Origin of the sequence: Tractidigestivibacter sp. (assembly GCF_050946515.1) — a bacterium.
Taxonomy (GTDB): Bacteria; Actinomycetota; Coriobacteriia; order Coriobacteriales; family Atopobiaceae; genus Tractidigestivibacter.
In genome coordinates, this window is sequence record NZ_JBMNUX010000004.1 from 40,634 (window position 1) to 61,722 (window position 21,089).

Below are 21,089 nucleotides of genomic sequence, written 5' to 3' on the forward strand. Positions count from 1 at the left end.
GCCCGCAAAGCTGACACGAATCTATCGGAAATTCGGCTGAGCGTGCCCGACATGTCCCATGGCGACGCGCAAGTCCGTCGGCGCTGCTCTATTGCCCAGATGCGCTGTTGAAAACTCGCTTTGGAGGCTGCTTCTGCCACGAAAGACTTCTGAAAGATAGGGGATTTGGTGCGACGGGGCCACTTAGCCCTCGCCTTTTTCGGCATCGCCATGAGCCAAGAATGGTCTGCAACGCCAACGCCTGAGATTGGAGAGCAATGGGACGGGTAACCATCAAAGAGACCGACAGGATGCTGCGCGAGGCGGAGGAAGCAGGAAAATGTCTCTGCGTAAAGAGCGGCCCCGTGCTGGAAGTGCTGCAAAAGCGCGCGCTGAGGCTGGGGGCAATCTCCCCCATGCCAGGAATGTACGTGAGCACCGAGACCTGGAACAAGAGCACCCCGGAGGAAAGGCACCTCATGGTCTTGCGCGCCCTGCACGACGAGCACCGCGAATGGACGTTTTGCGGTCCGTCAGCCGCGCTAGTATGGGGCATCGCCGTGCCGAGGGAGCTGCTCAAGACGGTTCAGACCAACGGCGGCTTCAATTCGCACTGGAGGAGCCAATGGGGGATCTCGAGCCATAGGCGCTCGTCGGAAGGCCGCGTGATGTGGCATGGAATCCCCGTCACCTCGGTGGAGCAAACGCTCTTGGACAGCCTCTGCTGGACAAACTTTAGGAACGGGCTTGCGATCATCGACTCGGCGCTTCGGATTGGCATTGCCGAAAAGAACAGCGTCGAGGCATTCATACACCTTCACGGAAGAGGCGTCCATGGCATCGTGCAGGCACGCGAGACCATCAAGCATGCGGATGGCAACTGCCCGAGCCTCGAGTGCTCGATTGTGCGCGCCGCGATATGGGAGCTTGGCTACGTAGACCCCCAGCTTGGCCAGGTTGTAGCGTTTGAACAGGAAGACCGCGGGCGCGATGCGCACTTCTGCTGGAAGCTTAGGGACGGCTCGCGCGTCATTCTCTCCATCACGGACAAAGAGAGCGCGCGCCTTGAGGGCGACGCGCTTATCCGCGAGAAGGACTCCGAGCAATGGATGCCTGCTGGCAGGTGCACCTATGTCGCTCTGCCTTTGGAAGATGCGCTTGTCGACAGGAAGCTCGACGACACGCTCTTTCTGCTTCGGGTGCCGAAGAACCATGCGCCAAAGGTGCGGGTCCCGCCACTTGTCATCAGCACCATAGGAGACCTCTCGCAGGTAGAGTCCGTCTTGAAAGATGATAGCGAGAACGGGAGGGACGAGGGCACGTCCAAGCCAGTGCCTGAGCCCCAGACCGACCCCACGCCAGCCCCCAGCATCGCAGCCAGCACGGCTCGCGAGTCTCCCGCCAGAAAAGAAGAGACTCTGGGCATCGAGAAGGGCAAGCCCAGGCGTGTCAAGTCGCGCAAGAAGAGCCTTGACTACGACGATGTTGCGTTCTGATCCTTCGGGGCACTCGCAGAGCCCCACGCCCTAAGGCCTGTGCCCCCAAGCTCCCGTTTCACCTGAAGGGCCACTCCCCTGCAGCAAGGGCCTCGATTGCGGATGCCACGGCGTCGTCCTGGCAGCTGCCGATGTGCCAGCGAGCGGCCTTGGCAGCTTCTGGCTGGGCGTTTGCGACGGCAACGCTATTCTCCACGGCGGCAAACATCGGAAGGTCGTTTCCTGCGTCGCCAAAGACGACGACCTGCCTGGTATCGATGCCAAGAAGCTCGCAGAGCATGAGCACGCCCGAGCCCTTGTTGTAGCCATGGGGCATCACGTTGGAGAAGCCTACGCGCGCGTAGTCAAAGTCGAGCGCGTCCACCCCCTCGTTCAGGCGCGCCAGGAGCTGTCGGGTCTGCGCCTCGTCTCCGTTGATGAAGACGTTGGCCTTCACCACGGGAAAGGCCGGCACGCCGTCCGCCTCCTTGCAAGTCTTGGCATACGAAGGGAAGGGAACGGCGAGGTCCTCGCGCGTCCCTGCAACAAGGAGCGGGGTGCCGCCGTCAAAGCAGAGCATGCCAGCGCGTGGCACCTCGCTCACGATGGCCGCCGCTTGCTCGAGCGCATCGTGTGGCTGATGCTCCTCATGGGCAAGCCGGCCGTCCAAGTACACCTGCAAGCCGTTGGTGGCAAGGCAGGTCGAGCAGCACTGCTCGTCGCCGCCAAAGAAGGGGGGTATCCAGTCGATGCCTCGGCCACTCGCAGGCCCCACGCGAAGGCCGGCGTCAAGCGCCGCGTGAATGGCCCTCACAGTACGGTCGCTCACGCGCGAAGCGCCACGCGGAAGGATCGTCTCGTCAATGTCGGTCAAAATAAGCCTGATGTCAGGAACGTCCATGCGAAGCCCTCCAAAAATGGCACCGTGCGCTGCAATGCATTGCTAGCGACGGTACGTGAACGAATATCTGAACTGATCTGCCCTAGCAACGGTTCGAGTGTACTCAAGCGGTATTCCGCGCTTGTCTCGTGCGACCATGGTAAGGCGTAGCACGGGCGCGTTCTCGGAAATATCGAGTCGCTCGGCCTCGTCCACCGTGGGAAACGACGCGAAGACCTCCTGGTGAACGACGTCGATCTCCCTGCCATAGCGCTTTTCCAGCACGTCGTACAGCGACCTTGTGGCGAGCTCTTCCTCGTCGAGCTGAGGAAAGACGGCACGAGGCAGGTAGGTGCGCTCAACGAGAAGCGGAATTCCGTCTGCCAGGCGCAGGCGGCGGATGCGCCAAACGGGGTCTCCGGCCGAGATCTCAAGCTGAGCCGCCACATGCTTTGGCGAACCAAGCGCCACGAACTCCAGAATCTGGGACGTGGGCTCCTTGCCCTGCTGGCGCATCTGCTCAGAGAAGCCATGGATGCTCAGCAGATTGGTTACCGCAGCTCCGTCCATGCTGGCAACAAAAGCGCCCTTTCCCGGCACCCGCGTGATAACTCCACGCTCGGCAAGGCGTCTCAACGCAGCGCGCAACGTGGTGCGAGAGATGCCGTAAAGCTCGGCCAGCTCTCGCTCTGGCGGAAGCTGGTCGCCTGGCTCCATGTCATTAACGATCTTCTCGTTCAGCTGCTCGACAACCTTGTCGGATAGCGGCTGGCCTTTGTCTTTGGAAGCGGCCATGAACACACCTCTACCTCTGATCCAAAAACCACGAGCGCCGCCCTATTGGCGCTGTAGTGACTATACAACTTAGAAGCTGAGCGAAAGGATTGTGGCTTGGCGCAATAGAGCTGGCCACAAGACTCGGATGGCTGAGCGCCATGTGCAGAGCGCCGTGCGTCGCGCGCTCGTGAAATGGGGGCGCTTCAAATGGGGGCGCTTCAGAAGAGGTCGCCTGAAAAAAGCAAACGCCCCCGGGCGGGAAACCCGTCCAGGGGCGAGACTGCTTCGAAACAGAAAGCGGCTTGCGTGTGACTGCTACTCGGCAGGCTCCACGAGGGTGCCGCCAATATAGGTGGCCTCAAGTGCCATGTCCGGCGCGTAGATGTTGAGGTCGGCGTTGCGTCCTGGCAGGATAAGGCCACAGACGCCGTCGATGTGCGCAGAGCGGGCAGGAATCTCGGAGCCCATGCGAATGGCCTGCTCGGCCGTCACGATGCCCCAGTCCACCATATTCTTGACGCCCTTGGCCAAGGTCAAGATGGAGCCCGCGATGCCGCTCATGTCGGCGAGGTAGCACAGGCCGTCCTTCAGCACCACGGGAAGGCCGCCGCTCATGTAGTTGCCATCGGGCAGGCCGCCGCAGCCCAGGCAGTCGGTGATCAGCGCGACGTGCTCCCAGCCCTTTGCGCGAACGAGCACCTCGCAGGCGGCGGGCAGCACGTGGCGGCCGTCGCAGATGAGCTCGGCGTAGGTGTTGCGCGAGACCATCGCGCAGCCGAGGATGCCCGGCTCGCGCTGGTTGAGACCGCGCATGCCGTTGTAGGTGTGCACGAAGCAGCTCGCGCCAGCATTGACGGCGGCCATGGCCTGGTCGTAGGTGGCGTCGGAGTGGCCAAGCGAGGTCACGACGCCCTCGGCAGCCAGACGAGAGGCATATGCAGGCGCCTCTGGATACTCGGGCGCGAGCGCGCTCTTCACGATCATGCCGCGGGCACGGCGCTGCCACTCGCTGAAGACGTCGTAGGACGGCGCCACCAGGTAGGCAGGGTTCTGCGCGCCCTTATGAGCGGCCGTGAAGAAGGGGCCCTCGAGGTAGATGCCAGGCATGCGCGCGCCGACAAAGTCGTCACCGCGCTTGTCGCGAGCATCCGCGATGGCCTCGCACTGATCGCCGATGTGCTCGACGGAATCAGTGAAGGTGGTGGGCAGCCATGACGTGGTGCCGCGGCGGGCAAGCTCAACGCTCGCCTCGTTCATGCCGTTGGGGTCGATGTCAGTCGTTGCATGGCCAAAGAAGCCATGGATGTGCGTGTCAACGAGGCCGGCGCCGACCCAAGCGTCGCCGTAGTCCACGATCTTGCAGTCGGGCTTCTCGACGCTGTAGGCTCCGAACTTGCCGTCCTCGATCGTCAGGTATCCCGCGCCGGCCTTCTTGCCGGGAAGCACGAAGTTGGAAGCATGAATCGCAAAGCTGCCCATCATATCTCCTAGTTCTCGAACGGGTGAATGGTGACGCCCTTGACCACGCGGTTGACGGTGCCCGTCGGAGACGGGGTGTCGGGGGTGTTTCCAACCTTAACCGAGGAGTTCAGCGCGACGGTCTGGGCGACCATGACAAACGGCAGGGCGACATAGGCGTCGGGAAGCGGCGCACCGCCCTCGAACGAGAAGGACTCGCCCGTAAAGTCGGAGCCGTTCTTCTGCTGGATGGCAACCGTGGCGAGGGCAATCTTGTCGCCGGCAATCTCGTTCAGAATGTCGAGGTCGTACTGGCGGGTATAGGGGTCGTTGTTCACATAGACGAAGACGAGCGTCTTAGGATCGACGAAGGACTTCGGCCCGTGGCGGTAGCCCATCGAGGAGTCGAAAGACGTGGCGATCTTGCCAGCGCAGAGCTCCAGGATCTTGAGCTGCGACTCGCGCGCAAGGCCGGAGAGCGACGCGGAGCCAAGGTAGGTGACGCGATTGAAGTCGCGGTCGACCCAGCCCTTGATCTGGTCCTCGCGAGCAACGACGTCCTCGCCCATGGACGCGGCCTGCTCGACCCAGGCGCGCTTCTGCTCGAGCGTCGCGGGGTCAAAGATCAGCGCGGCCATAAGCTCCATGCAGGAGTAGCTGCCGGTCATGGCGAAGCCCTTGTCGTTGGCGTCCGGAATCAGGATCGTGAGGGCACGCGGGTCGCCCTTGGAGTCCTGGGCGAGCTTGCCCTCGGGGGCGCAGGTGATGTTCAGATACAGCAGGTCCTTTGCAACCTGACCAACGCGCTCGACTGATGCGACGCTCTCGGGGCTGTTGCCGCTGCGCGCAAAAGAGACCATGACCGTGGGGTCCTCGGGACTTACGTAGTCAAGCGGCGAGCACACGATGTCGGTGGTGGCGACGGCGGCAAACTCGAAGGAGTCGCGATCGCCAACGCGGCGCAGGTAGGGCACCACGGTGTCGCTCACGTAGGCAGAGGTGCCAGCGCCGCAGAAGATCACGCGGGTGCGACGGGAGCCGCCGAGCTCGCGCGCCTTGGCAAGGAAGTCGTTGATGGCAGGGAGGTTCTCCTCGTAGATCTTGAGCGCCCCGCGCCAAAGGCCTGGCTGTTGCTTGATCTCTGCGGTGGTGATCTGCGCGCCGAGCTTCGTCAGAGCATCGGTATCCATTTCAAACATAGCTAATCCCTTCCTGAACGCACAGGAGCGGCCGACGCGGGGTCTTCCGCTCCTCGGGGCCTCACGTCAGCCCCGATAGTGAGCGATGCGGTACCTAAACTGGTCTGCTCGGGCAACGCTTCGCGTGTACTCAATAACGACGTTCTTGGTGTTATACGTAGTGCGATAGAGCTTCAGGACAGCAGAACCTTCGGGAATGTCCAAGTAGCCCGCTTCGTCCTTGGTGGCAAGGCTCGCAGAGAACTCTTCATCGGCCACGCGAATCCGCTGCTGGTAGTCGTTCTCGATGATGTCGTAGAGCGGCTTTGCGGAAACGTCCTTCTCCGAAAGTCCGATGAACTCGGACGACGGAAGGTAGGTGCGCTCAATCATCATGGGCACGTCGTCGGCAAGCCGAAGGCGCCGCATCATGATAACTGGCTCGCCAATGCGAATCTTGAGCGAGTTGGCGATGTTCTTTGTAGCCTCAAGCGTCTCGAACTCGATAACCTTTGTCTTGGGGTGACGCCCCATGGCCTTCATCTGCTCGGTGAAGCTGTAGGTGCCCATGAGGTTTGTCGCCTCATGCACGGCAGAAGAGACGAACGTTCCCCTTCCATGCTGTCTCACCACAAGCCCGAGGTTCTCGAGCTCCGCAAGGGCCAAACGAACCGTCGTGCGAGAAAGACCATACGTCTCGCACAGCTCGCGCTCCGATGGGAGCAAGTCACCGGGACCATACTCGCCGTTCTCGATCTTCTCGCGAAGAAGGTCGACGAGCTGGTCGTACAGAGGTTGCTTTCGTGATATTGGTGACATGCTTGCCCCCAAGGACGATGCGTGGGAATGGCAATTTCTACCTGCGAAATCCTAGCACAAGGCCTTGTTGGTTCCGCCTCCTACGATATTGCGCACCAGCAAACCATGCGCCCGAGGCGAAGTGCCTCGGGCGCAAAGCCAGGCGTGCTAATTAGGCCCAGATGCTCGGCCAGAGACCGAACGGGCCAGCACCCACGATGCCGATGACGAGCACGAGCAGGATGCCCTTCATAGGCGTGAAGTTCTTCTTGGTGAAGAGGTAGTACAGCAGCATAACGAGTCCGAGCGGGACGAGCTTCGGGCAGATGCTGTCGAGGATGCTGGCGATGTCGATGACGACCGGCGTCTCGACCATCTCCATATAGGTGACCTCGCTCTTGCCGTTTCCAAGATCCACGGCGCCAGCGGTAACCTCGTTGCCATCCTCGTCGGTGGTCACGAGCGCGTTGCCGTCAGCATCGACCATGCCGGAGGTGGTGTTGCCATCCTCGTCGGTGGCCATGATCTCAAAGTCGTCGACGTCCTCGGTGTCAACCACGGCAGTGTGGGCAACATAGGACTCAGAAGAGCCATTGGGGATCACGACGCCGATCTGCGTAGCGCCCATGGTGACGGTGAGGCAGCCGACAACGAAGACGCCCAGGATGGAAGCCGCGCGGGTGAACGCCTTCATGTGCTCCATGAGGTAGTCAAGCGCGTTCATGCCCATCTTGTACGACCAGTTCATGAGGCCAAAGCGCAGCGCGAACTGGACGACGTTGAAGACGATCAGGAACAGGATGGGGCCGAACACATTGCCGGCAATTGCCATGTTGGAGCAGATGCCTGCCGTAATAGGCACAAGGGTCATCCAGAACAGGGCGTCGCCGATGCCGCCGAGCGGGCCCATGAGGGAGACGCGGACGGCGCGGATGGTCGGGATGTCAACCTTCTTCTGCTCCATGGACAGGACGATGCCCATGGCGAAGGTGACGAGGAACGGGTGGATGTTGAAGAACTCCATGTTGTGGGTCATCGAGAGGGCAAGGTCATCCTTGTTGGTGTGAATCTTCTCGAGACCGGGGAGGATGGAGTAGAGCCAGCCAGCGGCCTGCATACGTTCGTAGTTGAACGACGCCTGCAGGAAGCAGGAGCGCCATGCCATCTGGTTCAGGGTCTTCTGGTCAAGATCGGGAGCAGGAGTGAGGTCCTTATAGTGGGTGGCTCCCTCGAAGCGATTGACCTTCTCCTTGGTATTAGATGCCATCCTCTTCACCTCCGTCATCACTGGCAGCGGCAAGAGAGGCGCCACCGAGCTCCGTGTTCTGCTGGTAGTCCCAGTACGCGAAGCCAAAGCCAATAAGTGCAAGGATCAGCAGGGCAGGCGTAGCCAGGCTCTCGATGCCAGAGATAATGATGGCGAGACCGAAGCCCAGGAAGTAGAAGCCCCACATATCCTTGTTCATCATGAACTTGAGCAGGATTGCGAAGCCGACGAAGCGCATCATGCCACCGGCAGCGGACAGGCCGTCAGAGAGCCAAGCGGGGATGGCGTCGACAACTGCCTGGCCCATCGTGGCGCCGCCGACGAAGAACAGCGTGACAACGATGCCGAAGACGAGGCCGAGCAGGCACATGGACAGATAGTTGATGCGCTCAATGCCCTTGGGGTCGGCATTGGCTGCATACTCGTCGCACTTAGACATAAGAGGCGACATAAGGGTGAAGATCAGGGTGACGCCGTACTGGCCAAGCAGCGAGAACGGGATTGCAGTCGCAACTGCAATGTTCGGCTCGAGGTCGAGGGTGATGGCGAGAATTGCCGCCATGATGCCGCCAACGACTGCGTTAGGCGGCTGGGCACCTCCGATTGGCATGTTGCCAATCGTCATAAGCTGGTACGTACCGCCAACGATAAGGCCGGTCTGTAGGTCGCCCAAGATAAGGCCAATTACCATGCCTGTGACGATGGGCTGGTACAAAGACTCCAGGAAGCTGAACTGGTCGATTGCCGCGATGAACGTGACGATGAAGACCAAGATAACTTGAAGCGCAGAGATCTCCATACCTTCCTCCTCCTTTCAACTGACTTACGTGCTTGAAAAAACGGACAGAGCTATCGCCAACACCCGCCCCATAGGGTGCCAAACGAACAAACTAGGTTGTGAAGTGGCGCATTACTCTCAGGCACCTACCGCAGGAGCCTCGGTGCAGAGCCGCCTGCCAGACCTCTTACGAGAAGAGCTTCTCGGTGTTCTCGGGAGGAATGGAGGGGACGCGCTGGATGACAAGCTCGACGCCCAGGTTCTGGAGCTCCCTGAAGGCGGCAACGTCCTCGTCGTTGACGGCGACGGTGGTTGCGACCTGGCGCTTGCCCTCGGACATGTGCATGTTGCCGATGTTGAGCTTCTTGATGGGCACGCCACCCTTGACCAGGCGAAGCGCATCCTCAGGGGTCTCGACGATGATGAAGATGTGCTGGCGCGGAGCGGCCTTATGGATGACGTCGATGGTCTTCTGGATCGAGAAATACCTCGTGGCGACACCCTGTGGCGCTGCCATGTTCATGAGGTTCTGGCGCATCTTGCTCTTGGCGACGTCGTCGTTTGCAACAAGAAGCAGGTTGGCACCGATGGAGCTAGTCCATTGCGTTGCCACCTGTCCATGAATCAGGCGGTTATCGATGCGCGTAAGAACGATGTTTGGCTCGGCCATGAAGAACATCCTTTCCCTTGTCGTCTTCGCTTGCCTGCCGTCATCTTGGCGGCTTCGATGCTATGGTTTGACAGTTTCGGTTGAGCTTGCTTTCACCAAGCGGCTCTTTGCTCGCCGCGCTAATCGGCGCTTCTCGACTTGTCGTGCGCCCTACTTGCCCTCGATCTCTTGGATGGCGTAGCGAGAAACCTCAATCACGTCACCCGACTTGATCTTTACGTCGCAGGTCTCCTCCCCCACGCGCACGAGCGTGCCCAAAAGACCGCCCGCAAAGGCAACGCGCTGACCGCTCTTCAGGTTCTTGTGGAGGTCGGCAAAGTAGTCACGCTTCTTCCTTGCCTTGACGGAGCTATAGATGGCGTAGACAACGCCCATGATAGCAATCAGGAGAAGCAGCGCCACACACGAGGCGAGCACGCTCTGGAGAAAGTCGGAGCTCATTAAATGCCGTCCTCCTCGCCCTCGTCTTCGGACGCGTCGTCCTCATCGAGTGCCACATGAGCGACGCCCATCTTGCCGGCCTCGAGGCAGCACTCAACAAGCTCGTCAACCGTGCTCTCGGGAGCGCGCGTGCTTAGGACCTCAAGCAGCATCGGAAGGTTTGCGCCAGCAACGACCTCGACATTCTCGCAGTTCTGCGATGCCATCATTGACTGGTTGAAGGGGGTTCCGCCCATAAGGTCGCAAAGAACAATCACGCCTTCGTTCCTCTTGGCTGAGTCCGCAATCACTGAGGCGATCTTCTCGGGATAGCCTCCGGCCTCCTCCTCTTTAAAAGGAACGACGTCAAACTCGTCAAGTTGTCCGGCAATCATTGAAGCAGCACTAGCAAGCCCGGGCGCAAACATCCCGTGACCCGTCAGTACAAATCCGACCATTTTGCTCTCCTTTCCGCCGCCTTTGCGAGCAAATCAAAGGCTAGGAGACCTGTGTGTCTGTTCAGGTTCCGTATAGTTTCCATTACCGCACAACTGGATTACTTGTTACTACCAATCTCTTATCGCTGAGAATACTCTAAGTGCGTATGGACCATTTTTGTTGGATTTTTGTAAAATTGGTTGTCAACTGACCGCCCGTAGCCAAAAACACTCCGTTCATCCCTAAATCTCTCAGGCAATGGTATTAGATCGCTGATACCACATCGACTTTCGCCTCCCGCCAAACAGCGGGAGTGGCTAAGATTCGTTCTGGTGGACAACGGTCACATATTTGATGACAAAATTTTTTATCATTCTTCTCTTTCAGGAACTGGTATTAGATTTACGTCCAAGTTTGACGGGAGACAAAAAGATGATCGTAACCGTGACCCTCAATGCATCGATTGACAAGGCATATAGGCTGTCCTGCACGCTCGAGCGTGGCTCGGTCATGCGCGTGAGCGAATGCATCGACAACGCCGGCGGCAAGGGCTTAAACGCGGCCCGTGCGGTGGCAACGTGCGGCGAGAAGGTCGTGGCCACAGGCATCGTGGGCGGGCACAACGGCGAGCTTCTGTGCGACCTTCTTGACAAAGACGGCATCGAGCACGACTTCTCCCCCGCCGCCGAGGAGACGCGCTGCTGCATCAACGTGCTTGAGCCCGACGGCACCTCGACCGAGTTTCTAGAGCCCGGTCGCGCAGTGAGCGCCAAGGAGCTTACCCGTGCGCACGACAAGGTAATGGCACTTGCCCAGAAGGCGGACGTGGTCACGCTCGACGGGAGCCTGCCCGCAGGCGTGCCGACGGACTATTACGCAACGCTGGTGCGCGACATCAAGGCTATAGGCACCCCCGTCATCCTTGACACCTCGGGCGAGCGGCTGGCGCTCGCCATCGACGCCAAGCCCACGATGGTCAAGCCCAACACCGACGAGATTGGCCAGATCCTTGGTCGCAAGGTCAGCTCGCTTGAAGAGGTGGCTTCGGCGGCCCGCGAGCTCAAGGACCGCGGAGTGGCGCAGGTTGTCGTCTCGCTGGGCGGAGATGGCGCCATCATGGCCTGCGAGTCAGGCATGTATCGCGGGCGCGCTCCAAAGATCGAGGTTGTGAACCCCGTAGGCGCGGGAGACACCATGGTCGGCGCCTTTGCCGTTGCCATGGCGCGCGGCATGGAGGCTCCCGAGCAGCTTCGCTACGCCATGGCGTGCGCAAGCGCCAACTGCCTCTCTGCCTCGACGGGCCACTTTGACATGGCTGACGCCGAGCGGCTGCTTGCAGGAACGACGGTCGAGCGCCTCTAGCCTCTACTTTCTACCAGCGGGCTGCTTGCCGGTCTTCTTGCCGGCAGGCTGCTTGCCGCCTGGCTCGCCCTTCTCGACAGGTGCCAAGACAAGCTTCGTCTGGGTGTCCGCCACGCACGACGTCATGACGCCGTGCGGGTCTGCCTCCATAACGATTGCCTCGGCGTCCGTGACCCCTCCAAAGCGAAAGAGGCCATGGGCGCCGATTTTTGATGAGTCCATAAGAACGTAAGTCTTCACGGAAGCGTGCAGGAACGCATGCTTGAGCTGCGCCATTCCCTCGTAGCCAGTCATGAACCCAGCATCCGGAGAAAATGCCGTGGGGCATACGAATGAGACGTCGGGCCGCAGTGACGAAAGCGCCGCCACCGTCGCCGGCCCGGAGGTGTAGCGATGCCCCTTGCGCAGCGCCCCTCCCAAGATCACGACTTCGGCCGTGGGCATGGAGCGGTCTACGTAGTCGGCAATCGTGAGGTCCGCCGTCACGATGGTGAGGCCCGGCGTTGCCCCAAGCGCGCGCACCAGCTCAAGACCCGTCGTGCCCGTGTCCACCAGCACCGACCACCCCGGCTCCACAAGCCGCGACGCACGAGCTGCGATGGCCCTCTTGGCGTCGGCGTTCACGTTGACGCGCTTGTCTTGCAGCGACACCGTGAGCGTGCGCGAAAGCGAGACTGCGCCGCCATGCGTGCGGCGGAGCTTCCCATCACGAGCAAGCGCGTCAAGGTCGGCGCGCGCCGTCACGCGCGATACCCCGAAGGCGTCGGCGACCTCAGACACCTGCACAGAAGAGTTCCTCTCCACCATCTGGAGCACCGCAGCGCGCCTCTCCTCGGCAAACTCAGGCATGGCAGACCCTTTCTGTGACAGAAATGTGTTTCTTTTGCTTTCCAAAAAAGAAGGATAACACAGGCACTTTGCTTTCTTTTTTGCGACGCGCCCTTCACAAAGAGCAGCCAAACGGGGTCCACGCTGCCCCCGGGCATTTCTTTGGCTTTCGCTTTCTCGTTGTTTAGCAGGCATGCCGAGCCCCTTCATCTGCGCACGTAAAACGCTCAGACCATAGAATGGGTGTCAACACAAGGGCTTGCCGACCAAAGCGCAAAGCGTCCCGCGAGGCGCGACCATAGTGATCGGCAGCGAGAAGGGAGAAGGCAATGCTGGTTACCACAAAGCAAATGCTCCTTGACGCCCAGGCTGGCCATTACGCAGTCGGCGCATTCAATGTCGAGAACCTCGAGTTCGTGATGGCCGTGATCCGCGCCGCCGAGGACAAGCACTCTCCCGTTATCATGCAGACCACCCCTGGCACCATCAAGTATGCCAACCTCGACTACTTCGCCGCCATGGTGCGCGTCGCTGCCGAGCAGGCAAGCGTCCCCGTGGCCCTGCACCTCGACCATGGCGACGGCTTCGACCGCTGCATGCAGGCCCTTCGCGCCGGCTACACCTCCGTCATGATCGACGGCTCTCATGTGCCGTTCGAGGACAACATGGCGCTGACCGAGAGCGTGACCAAGGTTGCAAACGCCATGGGCATCCCCGTCGAAGCCGAGCTCGGAAAGGTCGGCGGCAAGGAAGACGACGGCCCGGCAGTCAAGGGCGAGAACCCCTACACCGACCCCGACGAGGCGGAGGAGTTTGTCGCTCGCACAAAGTGCAGCTCGCTGGCGGTGGGCGTGGGCACCGCGCATGGCGTCTACAAGGGAACCCCGCACATCGAGCAGGGAGTCCTGAAGGAGATCCGCAACCGCGTCGACGTGCCCCTGGTGCTCCACGGAACCTCCGGAGTGCCCGACGACCAAGTGGCAGAGGCCATTCAGAACGGCATCTGCAAGGTGAATTATGCCACCGAGCTTCGCCAGGCCTTCACGCGCGGCTTCATGGGCTACATGGCCGAGAATCCCAACAACTTCGACCCCAAGAAGCCTTCCAAGCCTGGCATGGATGAGATTTACGCCGTCGTCGCAAGCCACATGGACAACCTGGGCTCCACCAACAAGGCATAACCGCAGGCTAACCGGCTAGCCACTCGATCCGTCGAGACAAACTGGCCGAGCAGGCCTCTATCTTACGGCGCTCCCTCGCGCGCGCCTCGCGCTCGCAGCGAGCACACATCGCAAGCTCCCGTCGCCTTCTCCGGCGGCGGGAGCGCCTTTTTGGGGATGTGCGACGCTGACCGCCCGGCACGCGCTCTCACGCATGGTGGCGCTCCCACTTGACATGCGACGCATTCTCTAGCCAAGCCCCGCACGACGCGCCTGCTGGGGCTGTCTGCGCCCTACGCAAAGCGCCCCTGCCAGGCATTGGGCGGTGGTCCGGGCTACGCGAGAATGACGCGATTCTGTCCGTGAGGACCCATCGTGGCTTGGGCTACTATTCCGCCGGGATCCTTGTCCATAATCACGATGTCGGCATCTTTGGGTCCAGCGAATCTCACGAAGGATCGTGCGGTCCCCACCTTGGTGGAATCCATCAAGATGACCGTCTTGCGGGCATGGCGGATGAACTCGACCTTCGTCGATGCGGTCTGCTCGAACTCTGCAAGGAAACCGAAGTCGGGCTCAAACCCGTCTGCCCCAAGAAAGACCTTGTCAAGGTAAATCTCAGAGAGAGAAGAGGCAACCATCGGTCCTGAGAAATGGCGATACTCCCTTCCGAGTACGCCTCCAGTGCAAGCGGGCGTCGCGTTGGGAAGAAACTGTTCGACATAAATTAGGCCGTTGATGTCGTTGGTAATGATCTTGATGTCGTGCTTTTCGCCCAAGCAATGGAGAAATGCCAGCGTAGTGCTGCCAGAGCCGACAAGGATGGTCTCGCCATCCTCTACGAGCTCGGCCGCGCGCTTGCCAATGGCCTTCTTGGCGCGCGCGTTCTTGCGCACGCGCTGAGGAACGGCAGGGATTACCAGCTGGGAAATCGGGACTGCTCCGCCATGCGTGCGCTTCAGGTGTCCCTCACGTTCGAGGGCATCGAGGTCAGAGCGCGCGGTGACGGACGAGACGCCGCACTTCTCGCAAATCTCGTTTACGGAGACTGATCCGTTTGTATGCAGAAGGTCAAGGATGAGCTTCTGTCGCTCCGCAGCGAGCATGCGATTGTGATTTTCCGTTTCCATCGATTTCTCCAGAACGCAAACGAGCCGACTTACGAAAACCTTTGAAAAATAAGACAAATACCTGATAAATAGCTTAATAATTCTTAATTATACGTTCGCGATGCTTTCTTTTCTAACCATCGAGTCCAAAACGTAGAAAATCACAATTGGCTCAAAAGAGCGAAAGGGCTCGCCAGAGCCGAGCTTCATGCCATTGGCTCTGGCGAGCTCGCATGGGCTTGAGAAGCCCACGATGCCCGGCGCTTGCGGTGGTCGCGATGCGCAAGGCCTTTTGGATCGAAGCGTGCGCGCCTGCACTTGCGACGCTGCGCGCGCATCAGCAACGCGCGACCGTCAGGTCGCATCCCGGACGTCGCAATTACTCCACCTGCTCGACGTTGATCGACCTTGAAAGCTCGTCCACCTTCGAAAAGTCGCCCAGCCCTGCGCTCATGGCCACGTTTCCTCCCGTCGCCATGGCCCGGACAAGCGCGGGCTCAACGGCACTGGAGTCTGCAAGCCACAGCGAAAGGAAGCTCGCAAGCGTCGCGTCTCCTGCGCACGCCGTCGAGAGCACCTCGACCTTGGCGGCGTTGGTCCGCCAGACGTGCTCGCCGTTGAAGAAGTACGCCCCTTCGCCGCCAAGCGTCAGCAAGATGTTCTTGACCCCCCTGTCGTGAATCGTGTGGAGCGCGGCAACGACGTCCTTCTCGCTCTTCACGTCCACGCCGAAGATCTCCGCGACTTCCTCGTCGTTTGGCTTGATGAGCAGGGGCTCCTTCTCGACAAGCTGCGCAAGGTGCGGATGCGAGATGTCCAAGACAAACTCCGCGCCCTTCTCGCGCACCACGTCAATGAGCTCGTCGTAGTACCTGGGCCCGATGCCCGTCGGGAGGCTGCCGGAAACAATCAGGCACTCCATGTCGTCAAAGCTGCGCATGAGCTCGAGCATCTCTTGCTGCTTTGCGCGGTTGACCTCGGCGCCAGCGTTGGGGAACTTGTACTCCCCCATCGGCGTGGTGATGAAGACGTTGACTCTGGTGATGCCGTCGACCTCAACTGACCTCACCGGGCAAACCTTGCTTGCCTCGCGAACGATGTAGTCGCCAGAGAAGCCGCCAAAGAACCCGAGAATGGTCGAGTCGACCCCATAGTGCCTCAGCGTAAACGAGACGTTCAGGCCCTTCCCGTTTGGCGTGTAGACGGCATCCCGCGTGCGGTTGACATGTTCGGTCGACATGGTGTCGGAGGTAACGTTCATGTCAATGGCGGGGTTAGTGGTTAGTGTGTAGATCATGAGAGCTCCCCTCCGCCGGCCGCACGGCCGTGCATGAATACGAATGCCGCAAAAGGAAAGGGACCCGACGCACGGACGACGGGTCCCTAGGCTCAAACCTGCTACCTAGCCTAGTTGTCGAGGCCGGAGTTAATGAGATCTGAAATCTGCTGAGGCTCAGTGACCGCAAGGACCTTCTCGCGGAAGCCGGCATCCATAAGGAGGACGGCAACCTTGGAGAGAAGCCTGAGCTGCTTGGTCTGCTCACCGTTGTCCGGGATGAGAAGAGCGATCGCGCAGCGGACTGGCTTGGAGTCCATCGTGTCCCACTCGACCTCGCCAGAGAACTTGACGACTATGACGGTAGCTTGGGTGATGTCAGAGCACTTGGCGTGCGGAATCGCGAACCCGCCCATCATGCCCGTGGTCCCCTCTGCCTCGCGCGTCTTGAAGGCTTCGAAGACCTTGTCGGCGTCGGTTGCCACCCCATAGGAGACCGCCGTCTTAGACAGAAACCTCAGGACTTCGTCAACGCTTGTAGCAGGGTTGTCAAGGTACACATGGGAAGATGGGACGAATTCGCTCATAGCAGCTCCTTATTCAACGACCTTGTCGCCGTTCTTATGGTACTCGGAGCGCTTGAAAATGACATATAGAATGCCGCCGACCAAAACACCTGCAAAAATCGCGATCAGCCACAGGTACCAGCCATCGACGACGGGCAGAATCAGGAAGCCGCCGTGAGGAGCGGGGTCGTGGACGCCGAACATGATGGTCAGGATTGCCGCGATGGAGGAGCCGAGCATCATGATGGGCATGACGGGCCAGATGTTCTTGGTCATGAACGGAATGGCGCCCTCGGTGATGTGGGTGCAGCCCAGGATGATGTTGACGATGCCGGCGTCATGGTCTTCCTTGGAGAAGTACTTCTTGCCGACGATGACGGCGAAGGAGGTGATCAGCGGCGGGACGATGCAGGCGGCGGAAACGGCAGCCATGAAGTTGGTGCCGAAGTTGTAGGTCTCGGTGCCGACGCCGGCGGCGAGAGCCTCGGTCAGCATTGCGGTGCCGGTGACGTATGCAGCCTTGTTGACCGGGCCGCCCATGTCAAACGCGCACATGCAGCCGATGGCCAGGCCGAGGACGACAGGACCGGACTCGCTCAGGCCCTCCAGGAATTCCATCATTGCAGTGTTGATCGTGGCCATAGGGGTCGAGATGAGCAGCATGACCATGCCGACGATGAAGGAGGAGAGCAGCGGGTACAGGAAGATGGCCTTCAGGCCGTCGAGGTTCTTCGGCATGCCGGAGAGCAGCTTCTCAAGGCCGAGGATGACATAGCCGGACAGGAAGCCGCCGACGATGCCGCCGAGGAAGCCAAAGCCGACGCCCGTGCCACCAGCATCGATGAGCCCGGTCTCAGCGGAGACGGGCAGACCGGTGATGGCGATCATGCCGGCGATGAAGCCAGGAACCAGGGCCGGGCGCTTCCCGATGGACTCTGCGATGTAGGCAGACAGGACAGGCACCATGAGGTTCATGGCGATGCCGCCGATGATCTTGAGCATCGCGGCGAAGGTGTTGTAGTCAGACGCAGTGGAGTCGTAGGAGGTGATGCCCCAGAGGAAGGAGACTGCGGTCAGAACGCCGCCTGCAACGACGAAGACCAGCATGTGGCTGACGCCGTTCATCAGGTGCTTGTAGATGATGTGGCCGACGGATTCCTTCTCCTCGGAGTCGTCGCCGCCCTCAGAGGCATTTGCGACTTCCTCAGAGAGCTCGCCTTTGGCCTTGGCCGCAAGAGCCTTGTCAATGAGGCCGTCAGGGTCCTTGATGGCAGCGGTGACGCCCACGCTGATCAGGGGCTTGCCCTCAAAGCGCTCTGCCTGCACGTCCTTGTCGGCGGCAACGATAACGGCCTTGGCAGCCTTGATCTCTGCCGGGGTCACTTCGTTCTCGATGCCAACCTGTCCGTGAGTCTCAACCTTTATGCTGAGGCCCCTGGCCGCGGCGGCCTTTTCCAAGGCCTCCTTAGCCATGAAGGTGTGGGCGATGCCCGTCGGACAACCAGTAGCAGCGATGAGATCATACTTAGTGTCTTCAGCCATCCCTTCACTCCTCTCTTGTATTGGCGTGCTTGACGCCGTTGCCTGGTCAATAACGACCCGTCTTCGAGGGAAGTGGCTCATCTCCACGTTCCCTCCGGAATCTGCGCACAACTTTAACACATAATCGAAAGATAAATAGAGTAAACGAAGAAAAAAGAAAGTTTTTCGTCGAGCGGCATCCCCGCAGAAGGCCGAGCAGGACATGGCCCGGCCCACGAGTAAATCGCAGTGCGAAGAAGGGAGCCGAAAGCAGCCCAGTCTGCAGGCCCAAAAAACGCCCCGCTCCACGACTGCCTCTCGTAGAGCGGGGACCTTATCGATGCTCAAAACGACCAGACCACGCAGCCTTGCCGACGAGCGCGATGGACGTCGAGACCATGTCGATGGCCTCGGACAGGGGACCTTGTCCTAGCTACTCCCCCATCGTGCGCTTGCGCATCTGCAGCGCCTCGTACGCGCAGCCGTACATTGCGGCTTGGTTGCCCAAAGAGGCGGCCTCGATGGCCACGTCCTTGCAAGTGGACAGCGCGTGCGCCTGGAAGCGACGGCGCAGCTCGGGAGCAAAGACGGCAAACGAGCCGGCGACGCCCCCGCCGATCAGGTACATGGCTGGGTCAATCACGCAGGAGATCTGCGCCATGGCCATCGCGAGGTACTCGCACATCTGGTCGATGGCGTTCTTGGCGCACTCGTCGCCATTGGCAAGGGCCCTGAAGACAGACAGCGTGTCGGTCGCGTGCTCCACGTGGACGGGAGTCACGCCTCGACGCTCGCACTCCTCAAGGTATAGGCGGACGACGCCCGTGGCGGAGGCGTACTGCTCAAGGCAGCCATGGCGCCCGCAGCCGCAGGTGCGGGTCTCGTTGTAGTTGACGGTGATATGCCCCACCTCGCCGCCAGCGCCAAAGGCGCCAGAGACGAGCTGGCCGTTCACCACAACGCCTGCGCCGACGCCAGTGCCAAGCGCGATGAGCACGAAGCTCGAGACGTCATGCGCGACGCCAGCCCACAGCTCGCCGAGCGCCGCGGCGTTGCAGTCGTTGACAAACGCGACGGCGGCATTGGGATAGGCAGCGTTGATCGCAGAGACGAGCCCCTCGGGATCGAGCTGGATGTTGGGAAGAAAGCCGACATGGCCATCGTCGGCAACCGGGCCAGGGATGTCGAGGCCACAGGCAATGACCTCGTCAGGGGTGGTGTCATGCGCCGCAAGCACCTTGGCGATGCCGTCAGTCACAACCTGATAGGCCTCGGGAGAGACAAGCGCGGGAGTCGGGATCTTGCGCTCCTCAAGAAAGTCGCCCTCGGGCGAGAAAAGCCCGACCTTAATGCTGGTGCCGCCGACATCAATGCCCAGAACAGCTTCCATCTTTTTTCCTCTCTCGCCCCCGGAAACCCGAGGAGACCGACCCTTCCATAAAGCTATACGGAAATAATCGCACGAAGAAGCAACCGATGCACGGACTTGAACGCAAGTGACTACACTTCAGTCATGGCTCGGGCTAATCCGCTCTCTTATTATGCCCAGCCCGTGTGCGACAATGAACGTACAAATTCGGCCTGAGGACCGACATGGAGGAAGCATGACAACCGCAGAAACAGGCAACATAAACGCAGCACTCTCCAACCCTCGCGAAGACATGGCAAAGCTCGACGAGCTTGAGCGCAAGCTCTTCTCGCTGCGCTATGCGTTAGGAGAAATTGGGTCGCTCGGCCCGGTGATCGACCCGCCCAAGGCTACTGAGGAGCGCGCGGAGGCCACGGCCGTACTTGCCAATCAAGAGACCGAGCTTCTGCTTGACCCGGAGGTTGGGTATCTTCTCAATCGTCTTGAGGAAAACGCCAGCATCATTGGGCAGACCCGCCGCTACCAAGTGAAGATCCTGAAGCGCGACCGCGAGGCGCTTCTTGGCATCCCCGCCGAAGAGCAGGAGGAGTTCTGCCGCCTGACCGTCACAGCAAACGACGTGTGGCGCCGCGCGAAGGCCGCCAACGACTGGGAGAGTTTCGAGCCGTACCTTGACCGCGTTGTTGCGGCGCTCGTCAGCATGGCGCAGCACGCCAAGCCCGATATGGACCCCTACGACTTCTGGCTCGACCAACACGAGCACGGTGCTGACCGTAGCCTTTACGACACGTTCTTCTCGCAGGTCAAAGACTGCGTCGTCCCGCTCCTTGCCGACTGCATGGCCTCGTCCAGGCAGCCTGACGCCCGCGTCGTTGCCGGCGATTTTGACGAGCGCCGCCAGTGGGAGCTTGCAAGCGATGTGCTTGACCTAGAAGGTGTCGACCGAGACGCTCTCTGGCTGGGCAAGACGGAGCACCCCTTTACCGGAGGCCCGTCCACGGGGTTTGTGATCATCGCTGGACACGCCTATGAGAGCAACGTGCTCTCCAACGTGTTCTCGATGCTGCATGAGGGCGGCCACACAATGTACGAGCAGAGCGTGAGCCCCGACTACCGCTACACATCTCTTCGGGGCGGCACCTCCGCTGCCATGCACGAGGCGCAGTCTCGCTTCTTCGAGAACTACGTCGGCCGCTCGGAGGCCTTCTCAGAGCAGCTCGTCGTGCTTCTGCGCAAGCACTTCCCCGGCCAGCTTGGCCGGCTGACGGCTCGCCAGCTCTACATGGCCGAGAACAAGGCCACGCCGTGCCTGATTCGTTGCGACGCGGACGAGCTCACCTATCCGCTGCACATCATCGTGCGCTATGAGATCGAGCAGCTGCTCTTCTCCGGCGAGGCAAAGGCCGCGGACGTCCCCGGGCTTTGGTCAGAGCGCTACAAGAAGTACCTGGGCATCAACGTCCCCGACTACACCCACGGCGCGCTTCAGGACACGCACTGGTCGGACGGCGACTTTGGCTACTTCCCCACCTACGCCCTCGGCGGCGCGTACGGCGCGCAGCTCAAGGTTGCTATGGAGCGGCAAGGCGTCGACTTCGACGGCGCCTGCGCGTCGGGAGACCTTGCTCCCATCCGCAACTGGCTGTCCGAGAAGATCTGGAAGTGGGGCCGTGCAAAGGACTCTGCCGAGCTGATCATGGACGCAACCGGCGAGGAGTTCAGGGCCAAGTACTATACCGATTACCTCACCAAGAAGTTCTCGGCAATCTACGGTCTGTAG

General features: G+C 60.5%; 20 protein-coding genes. 4 read left to right on the forward strand and 16 right to left on the reverse strand.

The window, feature by feature from the left end; genetic code table 11:
* The first annotated feature begins 257 nt into the window (after window positions 1-257).
* Window positions 258-1,475: a hypothetical protein gene (locus ACOYJL_RS03520; protein ID WP_433568832.1), complete on the forward strand. Its 1,218-nt coding sequence runs from the start codon at window positions 258-260 to the stop codon at window positions 1,473-1,475.
* A gap of 58 nt (window positions 1,476-1,533) precedes the next feature.
* On the opposite strand, the gene ACOYJL_RS03525 is transcribed toward ACOYJL_RS03520, so the two are convergent.
* From ACOYJL_RS03525 to ACOYJL_RS03570, 10 genes are all read right to left on the reverse strand, one after another.
* Window positions 1,534-2,355 carry an HAD family hydrolase gene (locus tag ACOYJL_RS03525; RefSeq protein WP_433568833.1) on the reverse strand — a complete coding sequence of 274 codons (822 nt, stop codon included), beginning with the start codon at window positions 2,353-2,355 and terminating at the stop codon, window positions 1,534-1,536.
* A gap of 42 nt (window positions 2,356-2,397) precedes the next feature.
* A complete protein-coding gene (locus ACOYJL_RS03530) occupies window positions 2,398-3,129 on the reverse strand; it encodes a GntR family transcriptional regulator (RefSeq protein ID WP_433568834.1) in 732 nt (243 codons plus the stop codon).
* 297 nt (window positions 3,130-3,426) lie between these two features.
* Complete coding sequence (nagA, locus tag ACOYJL_RS03535; RefSeq protein WP_433568835.1) at window positions 3,427-4,590, reverse strand: N-acetylglucosamine-6-phosphate deacetylase; 1,164 nt, start codon at window positions 4,588-4,590, stop codon at window positions 3,427-3,429.
* A gap of 8 nt (window positions 4,591-4,598) precedes the next feature.
* The gene (gene agaS / locus ACOYJL_RS03540) at window positions 4,599-5,768 is read right to left on the reverse strand and encodes an SIS domain-containing protein (RefSeq protein WP_433568836.1); all 1,170 of its coding nucleotides are present in this window, start codon (window positions 5,766-5,768) and stop codon (window positions 4,599-4,601) included.
* A gap of 66 nt (window positions 5,769-5,834) precedes the next feature.
* The gene (locus ACOYJL_RS03545; protein ID WP_433568837.1) at window positions 5,835-6,566 is read right to left on the reverse strand and encodes a GntR family transcriptional regulator; all 732 of its coding nucleotides are present in this window, start codon (window positions 6,564-6,566) and stop codon (window positions 5,835-5,837) included.
* 151 nt (window positions 6,567-6,717) lie between these two features.
* Window positions 6,718-7,812 (reverse strand): PTS system mannose/fructose/sorbose family transporter subunit IID, encoded by a 1,095-nt coding sequence (locus ACOYJL_RS03550; RefSeq protein WP_433568838.1) that lies wholly within the window; start codon window positions 7,810-7,812, stop codon window positions 6,718-6,720.
* On the reverse strand, window positions 7,802-8,611 hold the full coding sequence (locus ACOYJL_RS03555) for a PTS mannose/fructose/sorbose/N-acetylgalactosamine transporter subunit IIC (RefSeq protein ID WP_433568839.1): 810 nt from the start codon (window positions 8,609-8,611) through the stop codon (window positions 7,802-7,804). The genes ACOYJL_RS03550 and ACOYJL_RS03555 overlap by 11 nt, the downstream gene beginning before the upstream one ends.
* Window positions 8,612-8,777: 166 nt before the next feature.
* A complete protein-coding gene (gene agaV, locus ACOYJL_RS03560) occupies window positions 8,778-9,260 on the reverse strand; it encodes a PTS N-acetylgalactosamine transporter subunit IIB (protein WP_433568840.1) in 483 nt (160 codons plus the stop codon).
* A 150-nt stretch (window positions 9,261-9,410) separates the two neighbouring features.
* On the reverse strand, window positions 9,411-9,701 hold the full coding sequence (gene yajC, locus ACOYJL_RS03565) for a preprotein translocase subunit YajC (protein ID WP_433568841.1): 291 nt from the start codon (window positions 9,699-9,701) through the stop codon (window positions 9,411-9,413).
* A complete protein-coding gene (locus ACOYJL_RS03570; protein WP_433568842.1) occupies window positions 9,701-10,138 on the reverse strand; it encodes a PTS sugar transporter subunit IIA in 438 nt (145 codons plus the stop codon). The genes yajC and ACOYJL_RS03570 overlap by 1 nt, the downstream gene beginning before the upstream one ends.
* A 412-nt stretch (window positions 10,139-10,550) precedes the next feature.
* Between ACOYJL_RS03570 and pfkB the strand changes: the two genes are divergently transcribed.
* Window positions 10,551-11,480, forward strand: coding sequence for a 1-phosphofructokinase (gene pfkB / locus ACOYJL_RS03575; RefSeq protein WP_433568843.1), 930 nt, complete (start codon window positions 10,551-10,553; stop codon window positions 11,478-11,480).
* A 3-nt stretch (window positions 11,481-11,483) separates the two neighbouring features.
* Here the strand turns inward: pfkB and ACOYJL_RS03580 are convergent, their stop codons facing one another.
* The gene (locus ACOYJL_RS03580) at window positions 11,484-12,329 is read right to left on the reverse strand and encodes a DeoR/GlpR family DNA-binding transcription regulator (RefSeq protein WP_433568844.1); all 846 of its coding nucleotides are present in this window, start codon (window positions 12,327-12,329) and stop codon (window positions 11,484-11,486) included.
* Window positions 12,330-12,637: 308 nt separating this feature from the next.
* Here ACOYJL_RS03580 and ACOYJL_RS03585 point away from each other — a divergent pair, with 308 nt between their 5' ends.
* A complete protein-coding gene (locus tag ACOYJL_RS03585; protein WP_433568845.1) occupies window positions 12,638-13,489 on the forward strand; it encodes a class II fructose-bisphosphate aldolase in 852 nt (283 codons plus the stop codon).
* Between the two features lie 314 nt (window positions 13,490-13,803).
* On the opposite strand, the gene ACOYJL_RS03590 is transcribed toward ACOYJL_RS03585, so the two are convergent.
* From ACOYJL_RS03590 to ACOYJL_RS03610, 5 genes are all read right to left on the reverse strand, one after another.
* On the reverse strand, window positions 13,804-14,598 hold the full coding sequence (locus tag ACOYJL_RS03590) for a DeoR/GlpR family DNA-binding transcription regulator (RefSeq protein WP_433568846.1): 795 nt from the start codon (window positions 14,596-14,598) through the stop codon (window positions 13,804-13,806).
* A 358-nt stretch (window positions 14,599-14,956) separates the two neighbouring features.
* A complete protein-coding gene (locus ACOYJL_RS03595; protein ID WP_433568847.1) occupies window positions 14,957-15,874 on the reverse strand; it encodes a 1-phosphofructokinase family hexose kinase in 918 nt (305 codons plus the stop codon).
* Between the two features lie 110 nt (window positions 15,875-15,984).
* A complete protein-coding gene (locus ACOYJL_RS03600) occupies window positions 15,985-16,440 on the reverse strand; it encodes a PTS sugar transporter subunit IIA (RefSeq protein WP_433568848.1) in 456 nt (151 codons plus the stop codon).
* A 9-nt stretch (window positions 16,441-16,449) separates the two neighbouring features.
* Complete coding sequence (locus ACOYJL_RS03605) at window positions 16,450-17,961, reverse strand: PTS fructose transporter subunit IIC (RefSeq protein WP_433568849.1); 1,512 nt, start codon at window positions 17,959-17,961, stop codon at window positions 16,450-16,452.
* 412 nt (window positions 17,962-18,373) lie between these two features.
* Window positions 18,374-19,330, reverse strand: coding sequence for an ROK family protein (locus tag ACOYJL_RS03610; protein WP_433568850.1), 957 nt, complete (start codon window positions 19,328-19,330; stop codon window positions 18,374-18,376).
* Between the two features lie 214 nt (window positions 19,331-19,544).
* Here ACOYJL_RS03610 and ACOYJL_RS03615 point away from each other — a divergent pair, with 214 nt between their 5' ends.
* Entirely contained in the window at window positions 19,545-21,089 is a 1,545-nt protein-coding gene (locus tag ACOYJL_RS03615) for a carboxypeptidase M32 (RefSeq protein ID WP_433568851.1), read from the forward strand.

Bases quoted from the DNA above. Each gene is read 5' to 3' on its own strand.
- ACOYJL_RS03570 (WP_433568842.1), bottom strand. From the start codon at position 10,138: ATGGTCGGATTTGTACTGACGGGTCACGGGATGTTTGCGCCCGGGCTT.
- ACOYJL_RS03580 (WP_433568844.1), bottom strand. From the start codon at position 12,329: ATGCCTGAGTTTGCCGAGGAGAGGCGCGCTGCGGTGCTCCAGATGGTG.
- ACOYJL_RS03520 (WP_433568832.1), top strand. From the start codon at position 258: ATGGGACGGGTAACCATCAAAGAGACCGACAGGATGCTGCGCGAGGCG.
- ACOYJL_RS03585 (WP_433568845.1), top strand. From the start codon at position 12,638: ATGCTGGTTACCACAAAGCAAATGCTCCTTGACGCCCAGGCTGGCCAT.
- agaS (WP_433568836.1), bottom strand. From the start codon at position 5,768: ATGTTTGAAATGGATACCGATGCTCTGACGAAGCTCGGCGCGCAGATC.
- ACOYJL_RS03610 (WP_433568850.1), bottom strand. From the start codon at position 19,330: ATGGAAGCTGTTCTGGGCATTGATGTCGGCGGCACCAGCATTAAGGTC.
- ACOYJL_RS03550 (WP_433568838.1), bottom strand. From the start codon at position 7,812: ATGGCATCTAATACCAAGGAGAAGGTCAATCGCTTCGAGGGAGCCACC.
- ACOYJL_RS03600 (WP_433568848.1), bottom strand. From the start codon at position 16,440: ATGAGCGAATTCGTCCCATCTTCCCATGTGTACCTTGACAACCCTGCT.
- agaV (WP_433568840.1), bottom strand. From the start codon at position 9,260: ATGGCCGAGCCAAACATCGTTCTTACGCGCATCGATAACCGCCTGATT.
- yajC (WP_433568841.1), bottom strand. From the start codon at position 9,701: ATGAGCTCCGACTTTCTCCAGAGCGTGCTCGCCTCGTGTGTGGCGCTG.
- nagA (WP_433568835.1), bottom strand. From the start codon at position 4,590: ATGGGCAGCTTTGCGATTCATGCTTCCAACTTCGTGCTTCCCGGCAAG.
- ACOYJL_RS03615 (WP_433568851.1), top strand. From the start codon at position 19,545: ATGACAACCGCAGAAACAGGCAACATAAACGCAGCACTCTCCAACCCT.
- ACOYJL_RS03595 (WP_433568847.1), bottom strand. From the start codon at position 15,874: ATGATCTACACACTAACCACTAACCCCGCCATTGACATGAACGTTACC.
- ACOYJL_RS03530 (WP_433568834.1), bottom strand. From the start codon at position 3,129: ATGGCCGCTTCCAAAGACAAAGGCCAGCCGCTATCCGACAAGGTTGTC.
- ACOYJL_RS03555 (WP_433568839.1), bottom strand. From the start codon at position 8,611: ATGGAGATCTCTGCGCTTCAAGTTATCTTGGTCTTCATCGTCACGTTC.
- ACOYJL_RS03525 (WP_433568833.1), bottom strand. From the start codon at position 2,355: ATGGACGTTCCTGACATCAGGCTTATTTTGACCGACATTGACGAGACG.
- ACOYJL_RS03545 (WP_433568837.1), bottom strand. From the start codon at position 6,566: ATGTCACCAATATCACGAAAGCAACCTCTGTACGACCAGCTCGTCGAC.
- pfkB (WP_433568843.1), top strand. From the start codon at position 10,551: ATGATCGTAACCGTGACCCTCAATGCATCGATTGACAAGGCATATAGG.
- ACOYJL_RS03590 (WP_433568846.1), bottom strand. From the start codon at position 14,598: ATGGAAACGGAAAATCACAATCGCATGCTCGCTGCGGAGCGACAGAAG.
- ACOYJL_RS03605 (WP_433568849.1), bottom strand. From the start codon at position 17,961: ATGGCTGAAGACACTAAGTATGATCTCATCGCTGCTACTGGTTGTCCG.